Source organism: Rhizobium sp. 05L429 (genome assembly GCF_056397645.1).
In genome coordinates, this window is the sequence record NZ_JBFTNV010000021.1 from 102042 (window position 1) to 113161 (window position 11120).

10 protein-coding genes are annotated in these 11120 nt (G+C 60.1%); 5 read left to right on the forward strand and 5 right to left on the reverse strand.

The genetic code is table 11. The features are described 5' to 3' along the window. Positions 1-108: 108 nt before the first annotated feature. From AC1DNW_RS21675 to AC1DNW_RS21685, 3 genes are all read left to right on the forward strand, one after another. Entirely contained in the window at positions 109-480 is a 372-nt protein-coding gene (locus tag AC1DNW_RS21675) for a response regulator (RefSeq protein WP_113306946.1), read from the forward strand. A 455-nt stretch (positions 481-935) separates the two neighbouring features. Further along, entirely contained in the window at positions 936-1640 is a 705-nt protein-coding gene (locus AC1DNW_RS21680; RefSeq protein WP_113306945.1) for a helix-turn-helix transcriptional regulator, read from the forward strand. 9 nt (positions 1641-1649) lie between these two features. Beyond that, on the forward strand, positions 1650-2108 hold the full coding sequence (locus AC1DNW_RS21685; protein WP_477854300.1) for a response regulator: 459 nt from the start codon (positions 1650-1652) through the stop codon (positions 2106-2108). 3 nt (positions 2109-2111) lie between these two features. On the opposite strand, the gene AC1DNW_RS21690 is transcribed toward AC1DNW_RS21685, so the two are convergent. The 4 genes from AC1DNW_RS21690 to ybaL all read right to left on the reverse strand — a co-directional run bounded on the left by AC1DNW_RS21690 (position 2112) and on the right by ybaL (position 7817). Then, the gene (locus AC1DNW_RS21690) at positions 2112-2828 is read right to left on the reverse strand and encodes a sensor histidine kinase (RefSeq protein WP_477854301.1); all 717 of its coding nucleotides are present in this window, start codon (positions 2826-2828) and stop codon (positions 2112-2114) included. Positions 2829-2924: 96 nt separating this feature from the next. Then, positions 2925-5477 (reverse strand): protein translocase subunit SecD, encoded by a 2553-nt coding sequence (secD, locus tag AC1DNW_RS21695; protein WP_113298538.1) that lies wholly within the window; start codon positions 5475-5477, stop codon positions 2925-2927. Positions 5478-5561: 84 nt separating this feature from the next. After that, entirely contained in the window at positions 5562-5942 is a 381-nt protein-coding gene (locus AC1DNW_RS21700) for a hypothetical protein (RefSeq protein WP_477854302.1), read from the reverse strand. 54 nt (positions 5943-5996) lie between these two features. Beyond that, the gene (gene ybaL / locus AC1DNW_RS21705) at positions 5997-7817 is read right to left on the reverse strand and encodes a YbaL family putative K(+) efflux transporter (protein WP_113306941.1); all 1821 of its coding nucleotides are present in this window, start codon (positions 7815-7817) and stop codon (positions 5997-5999) included. Positions 7818-7851: 34 nt separating this feature from the next. On the opposite strand from ybaL, the gene AC1DNW_RS21710 reads away from it, so the two are divergent. Further along, entirely contained in the window at positions 7852-8157 is a 306-nt protein-coding gene (locus AC1DNW_RS21710) for a helix-turn-helix domain-containing protein (protein WP_113298541.1), read from the forward strand. Between the two features lie 6 nt (positions 8158-8163). Here AC1DNW_RS21710 and AC1DNW_RS21715 read toward each other — a convergent pair whose 3' ends face one another. Further along, positions 8164-9588 (reverse strand): glycosyltransferase family 39 protein, encoded by a 1425-nt coding sequence (locus AC1DNW_RS21715; RefSeq protein ID WP_113306940.1) that lies wholly within the window; start codon positions 9586-9588, stop codon positions 8164-8166. 653 nt (positions 9589-10241) lie between these two features. Between AC1DNW_RS21715 and AC1DNW_RS21720 the strand changes: the two genes are divergently transcribed. Beyond that, a partial coding sequence (locus tag AC1DNW_RS21720; RefSeq protein WP_477854303.1) for a protoglobin family protein occupies positions 10242-11120 on the forward strand: 879 nt, incomplete at its 3' end.

Below are 11120 nucleotides of genomic sequence, written 5' to 3' on the forward strand. Positions count from 1 at the left end.
CGACAGCAAATCCGTGAAGGTTGATATCGAATTTTAGTGAAGTGGCGTTACTGTCCCAGTGAAGGACAGTGCAGGACATCAGAAACAATATCCGGATTGTGGCGCCAGATGCCGACCTTGTTTTACATCGATGATAGCCGGGATGACCTCTTCTATCTCGACTATATCCGAAAGAAACAGCAGGTACATGTTGATCTATTCTGCTTTTCCACCGCACCGGCTGCATTCGAGGCGCTTGAGAAGCGCCTGGAAGAAGGCGAAGGCGTGCCGGATATACTGATCGCCGATCTCTACATGCCGCTCGACAGCGGCAGCGAACTGATCGCGCGACTGCGGCGGGACGACCGCTTTTCCGCGATGCGGCTCGGCGTCTGCAGTGGTTCGGACGCGGTCGAGGACCGTGAACGGGCACTTGCTGCCGGTGCCGATTTCTACCTTGAGAAGCCACTGGATCTTGCCGGCATCATCAGCAACCGGTGATTGTGGAAAATGCAACGAGACTGTGCGCAAAGTGCCGGGTGCATGCAGCAATGCACAATTGACAAGCCTGGCGGTGCATTTCAAGATGCAACCGAAGAGAAGAAAAACAAAAGCGCTGAGAGAGCCGACCGATCCGTGTTCGCCGCCACGAACKCCAGCCAACCCCTTAGCTGATGGGCCGACCGACTCTCCCGCGCTTACTTCTGGCACTGTCTTCCGCATTCATGGATGTTGAATGCGGAGAGATTGGGATACCTAGGTAAGAGCTACTATTCGAGTAAACTGTCCTGTGCATCACCTGTAGTTGAGATGTTTCCGCCTGCGATATCGAAAGTCCCCGTTTCGCTATCGATCATCAACTGTCTCGCACTTTTTGTAGCTGTTCGCGTTTAAGACGTATATCCCAAGATTTCGGGATCGGCGGAATGAGAATTGGGGGAGGAAGAAGAGTGGGAATGACCAGTGCTGCCGCAGTTCCCTTTCATGCCGGTCCGGAACTTAGCCGGGCCATCAACCGCACGGATTTTTTTCGCCTGCTGAAGGCGGCCGCGCAGCATTACAATTTCGACAATTTTACCCTGGCGCGCATCTCGGAAGCAGCTGCTCCTTTCGGCGAACGCGAGGTTCTCATCACCAATGTCGCTGAAAGGCGCATGAGCCTCTTTGTTAAGACACTCAAGGAGGCGCTGGGAACAGCCAAAGCGCGGACGGCGCAGTTTTTGACGACGCCGGTGCATGGAAAGAGTACGGCGATAGAAGGCTATCCGTCAGACCTCGTCTTTAATGAATTCAGCGGCAACACATTCCTTTTCATTCCGCTGTTCACGCCGGAGGGGCGGCGTTACTGCCTGGTGCTCAGCGGCCAGCGTCAGGAGCCGGACCAGGGCGCGGTGGCGGATATTCTGCTCGATGCCATGCGCATCTTCGACAAGCTGTATGAGGAAATCCTGACGCAGGAAATGTCGGGTCGCCTCACGCAGCGCGAAACCGAAATCGTAAAATGGACGAGTGAAGGCAAGACCTCCGCGGAGATCGCCATTATCCTTGGCCTTTCGGAGCACACGGTCAATTCGCATATTACGTCCGCAGTCCGCAAACTCGATGCCGTCAACCGCGTTCATATGGTGGCGATTGCGATGCGAAACGGTCTGGTTTCGTGAGCCGGTTTCATGTCGGGGGAAGATGAAACGATKAGTGCGGAAGCAACGCGCAGGAATGCGGTGAAGGTATTGTTCGTCGATGACGAGTTCATCGAATTTCGTTCGCTCAAGAAAAAGATCGCCGATCTCTCCGAACCGCGTGTCGATGTCGAATATTCCCAGTCGATAGGCGATGCGCTGGACAAGGTGAAGGCTGCCCGCTTCGATCTCGTTCTTCTCGACAACCGCCTGCTGCCGAATGCAGATTTTCGCGAGACCGTGCCCGAACTCAGGGGCATCGGTTACACCGGCCCGATCGGCGTCATCTCGACCGATATATCAGGCAATTATTTCCAGGAATTCCCCGATTACGGCGTCGATTTCCGTATCGGCAAGGATGAGATCGACGTGCAAACCCTGCAGCACATCATCCGTGAATACGTGACTTATGACGTGCCGGATTTCTGGAAGGACGATTACAGCATCTGACTCTCAGGCTGGCAGGCGGATCGCAAATCGGCTGCCGTTCTCGTCGGAATGTTCGAGCCTGATATCACCGCCAAGCGCGCCGAGTAGTTCGCGGGTGGTCGTCAGACCCAGTCCCGGTCCGGGTACGCTGCCGGCTTTCGGCAGCTTCCAGAAGGCATCGAAGATCTTCTCCTGATAGGCCGGCTCGATGCCGMAGCCATTGTCGGCCACGATGATGCGCCAGTCCGCACTTTCCCTTGCGGCCGTCACGGCGACATGCGGTGTTGGAGCGCCCTGATAAGTCAGGGCATTGGCGAAGAGGTGCTTCAGAACAATGGTCAGAAGTGCGGCATCACTGCGGATAATGGGTAGATTGTCCGCATCGAGTGTCACGCCGCTGCCAGGAAATTCACCGAGCACCTGTTTCCAGGCATCCCGCGCAATGTCGGTGAGGTGCGCGTCGCCGATGGTGATCTGGGGAGGCGTTCCAGCAAGGCTCATCAACGCCTTGGTGAGCCGCTGTGCCGTCTGGGCCTTGTCCATGATCGTCTTGAGGCTCTGCAGCTGCTCGCTGTCCAGCATCGGTTCCAGATCGTCGAGCAGCATTTCCGCATACATGGCGATGTGGCGAAGCGGCGATTGCAGGTCGTGCGAGGCGGTCGCGAGGAAGCGTTTGATACGCTCCTCCTGATCCCCAGTGGAACCGGTTTCCGGCTTTTTCGCCGTCGGGCTGGAAGACATGTGGCGGTGCTCCCGATCTCTTTGAACCGAACATAGAAAGAGGGCGCCGGCTGTGCAACCGGCGCCCTCTTCAAGTCCACGTTAAATGTCGACTTTTTAGCCCGCCGTCTTGCGCGGCTGGCCTGCGTCCGGCGGAATGATTTCCACGGCTGCATCGTTGGAAGCCGCGACTGCCTTGGCATGGCGGCGGCGCCAGTCGCCGAGGAAGAGCAGGATCGGCGCTGCGATGAAGACCGACGATGCAGCGGCGACGAGAATGCCGAAGGCCATCGGAATGGCGAAGCTTTCAACGGCGCTGCCGCCCCAGATCGCCATCGGCAGGAGCGAGAGGAAGGCCGTCGCATTGGTGTAGAGGCTTCGTGCCAGCGTCTCGTTGATCGACTTGTCGATGATCTCGCGTAGCGGCATCGACTTGTAGAGGCGCATGTTTTCACGCATGCGGTCGTAGACGACGACCTTGTCGTTCACCGAGTAGCCGACCAGCGTCAGGATCGCCGCAATTGCCGTCAGGTTGAAGTCGAGACCCGTCAGCGCGAAGAAGCCGATGACCTTCGTCACGTCGAGCACAAGGGTGACGATTGCGCCGACGGCGAAGGGCCATTCGAAACGGTACCAGATGTAGAACAGCATCGCGAGGCTGGCGATCACGACGGACAGGATACCTGCCCAGGCGAGTTCGCCGCTGACCTTCGGACCGATGACGTCGGTGCCGGTGACGGTCGCCGACGGGTCGATCTTGACGATCTCGGCCTTGAGCTTGGTGACGGCAGCGGTCTGTGCCTCTTCGCCACCTTCCTGCCTCTGCGCACGCACCAGCATGGTGTTGTTGTCGCCGAAGGACTGCAGGGCGACTTCGCCGAGGCCGAGGCCGTTCAGTTCCTCGCGGAAGCGGCCGAGATCGGCAGCGTCCTGCGTCTTCACCGACATCTGGATACCGCCACGGAAGTCGACGCCGTAGTTGAGGCCCGGATAGACGAAGAGGGCGATCGAGGCGATCGACAGCAGCGCGGAGACGCTCACGCCAAAGAAGCGCGCCTTCATGAACTGGATATGCTTGTCGTAAGGGCTGAAGAAGGGGAACAGCGGCTTGATGTTCAGCACCTTCATCTTCCGGCGGCGGGTGATCTCGATCATCGTGACGCGCACGAAGGCGACCGAGGTGAACATCGAGATGATCAGGCCGAGCGCCATGGTCACGGCAAAGCCGCGAACAGGGCCGGAGCCGAACCAGAAGAGGACGGCGGCGGCGATCAGCGCCGTCATGTTGCCATCGATAATGGTCGAATAGGCGCGGCGGAAGCCGGTGTCGATGGCCGCAAAGGCGCTCTTGCCCTTGCGCGTTTCTTCACGGATGCGCTCGTTGATCAGGACGTTCGCGTCGACCGCAAGGCCGATGCCGAGCACGACGCCGGCGATGCCGGGCAGCGTCAGTGTCGCGCCGACAAGCGTCAGTGCCGAGAAGGTCAGGATCGTGTGGATGAGAAGCGCGGTGTTCGCCAGAATACCCCACGTACCGTAGAGCACGAAGATGAAGGCGGCGACGAGTGCGAAGCCGACGATGCCGGCATAAAGACCCATGCGGATCGCATCCGCGCCGAGGTCGGCGCCGACGGTGCGCTCTTCGATGACCGTCAGCTTGGCGGGCAGGGCGCCGGCCCGCAGCATGGCGGCCAGCGTATTTGCCGTGTCGGTCGAGAAATTGCCGGAAATCTGGCCCGAACCGCCGGTGATCGGCTCGCGGATGACAGGCGCGCTCAGCACTTTGTCATCGAGGACGATCGCGAAGGGATTGCCGACATTCTGGCGGGTGATATCGGCAAAGCGGGTGGCGCCTGCGCTGTCGAAGCGGAAGGTGACGACCGGCTGCTGGCTCTGGTCGAAGCTCACGCGGGCATCCGAGAGGCGGTCGCCGGAAATCTCGACGCGGTCGAGAACCGGATAGGAGTTGCCCTCATCATCCTTCATGATCGTCACGCCCGGGCCGGCCTGGCCGTTCGGGGCGAGCATGTGGAAGGACATCTTGGCGGTGGAGCCGAGAAGTTCGCGAAGGCGGGAGGGATCCTGCGCACCCGGAAGCTGGACGAGAATGCGGTTGGCGCCGATGCGCTGGATCGTCGGCTCGGCAACGCCGACCTGGTCGACGCGCTGGCGGATGACTTCAAGGCTCTGCTGGACGGCATTGTCCACATTGGTGGAGATACCGGCCGGCGAGAAGCCGATGGTGATGTTGCCGCCGTTGGCCGTAACTGCAAGGTCGGACTGGCCGGCGCTGATACCGCTGGCAATCACATTGCCGAGTGTGCGAAGCTCTGTGACGGCTGCGTCGCTCTGCGACGGGTCGGCAAGCGAAACAACGATGTTGTTGTTGTTGCGCACGACCGACTTCGGCTGGATGTTCTTTTCGCGCAGCACGCGACGTGCATCCTGCAGCATCGAGTTCAGGCGCTCCTTGGTCAGGTCGGCCTCATCGACCTCGAGAACGAGGTGCGAACCGCCGCGAAGGTCGAGACCKAGGGAAACCTGACTGTGCGGCAGCCAGGAGGGCACGCGCTGCAAGACGCTCGGGGGCAGTGCGTTCGGCAGGGCGATCAACAGACCGAGCACGATGATCACCGTATAGGTGAACACCAGCCATGGTGAATTGCGCATGTTTTAAGTCCTTGGATAATGCTTGGGCCGGCGCAACCGCGCTGCGGCATGTCTATGGATCAGAAGTGCCCGTAGGCGCGTAATTCAGGCAGCCTGCGGCGGTGCGCGGGGCTGATGAGCCCAGGTTGCCGCGGGGCGGAGCGGGGCTTCGAATTCAGGCGCCGGCGYAGCGGCGCGCCAGTTGGCAAATTGCAGTGCGGGAACAACGGCAAAGGCCGCCGGGCCGGAATCCTGGAGCGATTGTTTCGGTGAAACCTTGCGATCACTGATCAGCAGGCCGCGAATGGCGTCGCGCGCCGTAACTTGCGTCTGCTGCGAATCCCTGCTGGAGGAAGAAAGGCTGTTTGCCGCCGCGGACGGGCCGATAATGATATTGCCGCCGAAGAGCAGGCCGAGATAGGCGACAATCGCAACGACGACGGAGGCGGCAATACGACTTGCCAGACGGCGCTGATCCAGCTCCATCTCCCCTGTCTCGGCGATTTCACTCCCAAATCGGCTCAAAGGTGCGGCAATCTCTCATTCTTTTTCCGGCGGGGGCTCCACCGTGGGCGCGATTGTACCAGTCGCAAGCCCGTCTTCATAGGGTGCACTGTCATGATGCACTTGGGCGAGCCGGTCAACCATGCCAAGCGCAATTTCCCGTTCTCCCATGATCACGGTATCGGCGCCATATTGCTGCAGTTCATCCACCTCGGCGTCGGAATGGGCGCGTGCAACGATCAGGATCGACGGATTGATGGTGCGGCCCTGCTCGGCGATACTGCAGGCCTCGAATGCGTTTGGAATGGCGATAACAAGACTGCGGGCGCCGGCGATATTGGCAAGATCCAGCGTTTCGCGGCTGACGGCATTGCCGGAAAGCACCTCGATGCCCTGGCTTCGCAGTTCGGCAATGCGCTTGTCCGAATCCTCGATGACGAGGAAGGGCGTGCCCGAAGATTTGAGGTTCTGGCCGACGATGCTGCCGACGCGGCCGTAGCCGACAAGGATCGCATGGCGGTTCAGCACTGTCGGACGGACGTCGTCACTGTCTGCCTCAGGCGCTTCCGGTGCGGGCGAAGGCTCAGCGGCCGGCGCAGCTTCGGTGGCCGGCTCTTCGCGCTTCGGGCTTTCCAGGAACGGCCGTGCACGGTCGCAGAGGAAGAATAGCAGCGGATTGATGATGATTGAGATGATCGCCCCGGCAAGGATCAGGTCGCGGCCTTCTTCTGGCAGCAGGCCGAGATCGACGCCGAGGGCAGCGAGAATGAAGGAGAATTCGCCGATCTGCCCGAGGCTCGCCGAGATTGTCAGCGCCGTACTGATTGGTTTTCTGAAAAGGAGCACGATCAGGAAGGCGGCGACAGACTTGCCGATCACGATGATAAAGACGGTCGCAAGCACAGGCAGCGGCCGCTCGATCAGGATGTTCGGATCGAAAAGCATGCCGACGGAGACGAAGAAAAGTACGGCGAAGGCATCGCGAAGCGGCAAGCTTTCCTGGGCGGCGCGATGGCTGAGCTCGCTCTCGGCGAGAACCATGCCGGCAAAGAAGGCGCCCAGCGCCAGCGACACGCCGAAAAGCTTGGACGCGCCGAAGGCAACGCCGAGGGCGATCGCCAGCACGCCGAGGCGGAAGAGTTCGCGCGAGCCGGTATGAGCGATGCGGTGCATGGTCCAGGGGATGAGCTTGCGGCCGAAGACGAGCATGAGGGCGACGAACAGCGCCACCTTGACCAGCGTCATGGCGATGATGCCGCCGACGCCAAGATCGAGACCGAAAAGCCGGTTCAAGCCTGCCGAAAGCGGTTCGACCGGGCCATGACCATCGCCGGTGATGCTGGCAGCTGCCGGGATGAGTACCAGCGCAAGCACCATGGCGAGGTCTTCGACAATGAGCCAGCCGACCGCGATGCGCCCACGCTCGGTCTCGACGAGACGCCGTTCTTGCAGGGCTTTCAGCAGTACCACGGTGGAAGCGACGGAAAGCGCGAGACCGAAGACTAGGCTGCCGCCGGTCGGCCATCCCATGAAAGCGCCGAGACCCCAGCCGAGCAGCGTGGCAAAGCCGATCTGCACGACAGCGCCCGGCACCGCAATGCCGCGCACCGAAAGCAGATCCTTCAGGGAGAAATGCAGGCCGACGCCGAACATCAGCAGGATGACGCCAATTTCCGCAAGCTCAGGCGCAAGGCTCTGATCTGCAACGAAACCCGGCGTATGCGGACCGACGAGAACGCCTGCGACAAGATATCCGACAAGTGGTGGCAGGCGCAGGCGATTGGCTATCGCACCGAGGATAAACGCCAGCACGAGCCCCCCGACGATCGTCGAAATCAAAGGCGTATCGTGTGGCATCGCTCTCTCCCGATCTGGAAATCCCGTTCAGAATATGACATATATGATCTATATTGACCAATATGGGTGGTTTAGGATTATGGGTCAAGGCGCAAAAGAGACAATTCTGACGCCGGCTTTGTGCCGCGCGGCTCGTGGGCTGCTCGATTGGACCCAGACGGATCTCGCCGAGAAGGCGGCCGTCTCCCGCAGCACGATCCGGGATTATGAAGGCCGGCATCACGAAATCCATCGTGCGACGGAAGCGCAGCTGCGCCTCGCCTTCGAGGAGGGCGGCGTGAGATTTGTCGAATTGGAAGGCGGTGGAACCGGCCTCTGCCTGCCCGACCCCGTGAACTGAACGGCTTTATGGCTGCATCAAGCAGGCCGCGCCGACCTTGTAGACGTAGATCGTATCGCCCTTGTAGTTGCCTTTTTCTGGCTGCCAGCTTTTCAGCATTTCCGGCGTTTCGTCGGCGCAGCTCAGCGGTTTGACTGTTAGGAACAGAACCTGCCCGCCGGTATCGGCCGGTAAGGCGAATTCCTGTTCGTAATAGCTGTCCGGCAGGTCGGCTGGCGGACGGGCATAGATCTTGTAGGGAGTATCGCGCAGTGTATGGAAGAGATCGGCGACCATGTCCCTGTTATCGGTGACGATGATGCCGGCGCCGGCTTGTGCCGCAAGATCGGCAGCGGCGCTGCTCACTTCTGCCCGGCCGAGGTAACGCTGCATGACCTCCTTGCCGTTGGGCAGAACCAGCTGATGCGAGAAGATCGTTGCGAAGGGGAAAAGAAGGCAGGTGACGCCATTGATCCAGAGCGAGGTTTTAAGACCTTTCGGCCACAGGCGGTGAAGCAGCCAGACAGCCAGCACAATGCCCGCCACATAGGCTGTGACCCCCCAGTTGGCATAGGCTTTGGCGACGGTCGCCTGCAGCGTAATGAGTAGCACGACCGGGATCGAGAGCCAGACGAGTATCTTCTCACGCGGCTCGCTGTTGCCGCGGATCATGTTCCAGACGGCCCAGAGCATAGCGAAGAAGACGATCGGACCGACGACGCCGAACTGCGCGGAAAAGAACTCCAGCCCGCCGCGAAGATTGATGCCGAGATCGCTCCAATGGGCAATATCCTGCGTGTGGCGCACTGTCGTATTGTTGTTCTGAAGGTTCCACCAGAGGTTCGGGAAAGCGATAACCGCCGAAGTGACGACGGCGATAATGAAATCGCGCAGCGAAATCCGCGCAGCCGGAATGAACAGCAGCGCGATCGCTCCACCCGGGACAAGGAAAAGCACTGCATATTTCGACAGGAAGGCAAGCCCGACACCCAACCCCATGAGAAGCGCCAGCCCGACCGAACGGCGTTGCGTCAGTTCGAAATAGGCAAACAACGCAACCGCGATAAAGAAGAGCAGGACGACGTCGGTGGAAAAGAACACGGAGGAAAGGGCAACGGCCGGCAGCGTTATGTAAGTCGCGCCGACCCAGCCTTCGATCTCGGGCCCGATGAAGCGCTTCGCCGTTTTCATCAGTAATAGCGCGGTGGCCATATGGAAGAGGGGGCCGGGAAGTCGCAGCCAATAGATGTCGCTGGAGCCCGCAAGCTCGGTGAAGATCCTGAGCACCCATGCGATCATCGGCGGCTTGGAATAGTAGCCAAAATCGAGATTCTGCGACCAGAACCAGTATTGCGCCTCGTCGACGAACAGATCCGTCCTATCGAAATGCAGTGTCACGATGCGGAAGATCGTAAACGCCAGAATGATGAAGAGGCCGGTCCGAGCTGACATGAATTACTGACTTCCGCTGACACAGGAGCGCGTGTCGATACACCAACGGTGCCGGGCTGCCAACGGGAAAGGTAAAGGGGAGACTTTGGGCGCGGTGGCCTCTTAGAAGACGCGAAGCGTGCGGTTGCCGCGGTGCGCCGCGATCACATCGAGGAGGGCAACGGCTGCGGCGATCGTGATTGCGATCAGGCAGGAACCCATTCCGAGAACTATCATTTCTCTTTCCTTGTTGACATCATGTCAGGCTCTATAAAACGGGTCTATAACATAAAGCTTGCGTGTGCCTTGTAGCAGCGATGCAACTCCCCGCCAGTATTTACTATGTGAAGTCTGCCTAATTGTTTCAAAAGCTGCCGGCAGGAATGGGTTATTAACCTTCAAGCAAGGAATTAACCATAAACATTGGGTTACACGTCGGAATGGGAAGATGCACTCGTTCCCACCAGGCATGACGCCGTACCGCCGTACCGGGTTGATCCGGTATCCATCTTCTTCAGGCAGCTCCGAAACAGAATTGCTGAGCAGGAGGCTTCAGCCCCCCGGTTGCGACCGGTGGCGAAGACCGTCTCCGCGTATGGCATTCATCGGAAGCTGCGAAAGTTTTTGGCCGGGTTCGCCCGGAAATTGGTTGGGGACAGGCGTTGAGGCAGGATATGCCATCAGATCAGGCTCGTGGAGCACAGGCAGGCAGCCTGCGCGACCGCCTGCGCTTTGCCGGGCTCGATCCCGACCAGTGTGAGATGGTCCGCCGCAACAGGCCCGCTCTCGAAGCCTATCTGAAGGCCGGCCTGCGCGATCTCTTCCATCGCTTCCAGTCCTTCCCGGACGCAGCCAGCAATTTCGAAAGCGAACGCCAGATCGAGCGCCTGCACGACCTGCAATCCTCGCACTGGGATGTGCTGACGGATGCGCGTTTCGACAGCCTCTATGCAGAGCGCGTCAAGGTTCTCTCTGATACCGAAATGAAGATCGGCCTTGATCCCCGCTGGCACGTGGCGGGCCACGGCGTCATGCTGGAACACGTGATTTCCGGTCTGGCCGACGAGCTTGCCGGCCGTCCGGTACTGCCTTCGGCCAAACGCCGCGCCCGTGAGATCACGGACCTGATGACAGCGATCATCCGCATCGTCATGGTCGATACGGAAATCGCCGTCTCGCTGCGCTTCAACGCACTGCGCTCCACCCAGCAACGGGAGCTCGCCGATCAGCGTGCCGAAGGCGAGGCGGACGTCGCCCGCATCTTCAGCGATGTCATTGAAGGCCTGTCGGCCCGCGACCTGACGCAGCGCGCACCGGTCGATGGCGCTCACGCCGACATTGCCGCCGCGCTGAACGCAGCACTCGACAACCTCCAGACGGAATTTGCAGCGATCGCCGAACGCAATGCGAAGGCGGAAGCCGCAACGCAATCGCTCGCCGGCGCATCCCGCAGCTTTGCCGGCAATGCTTCCGGTCATGCCGGACGGCTGCAGCTTTCCGCCGCTGCCCTTGCCGGCATCGCCGAGCGGGTCCGCGAGGGTGCCGCCGAAAGC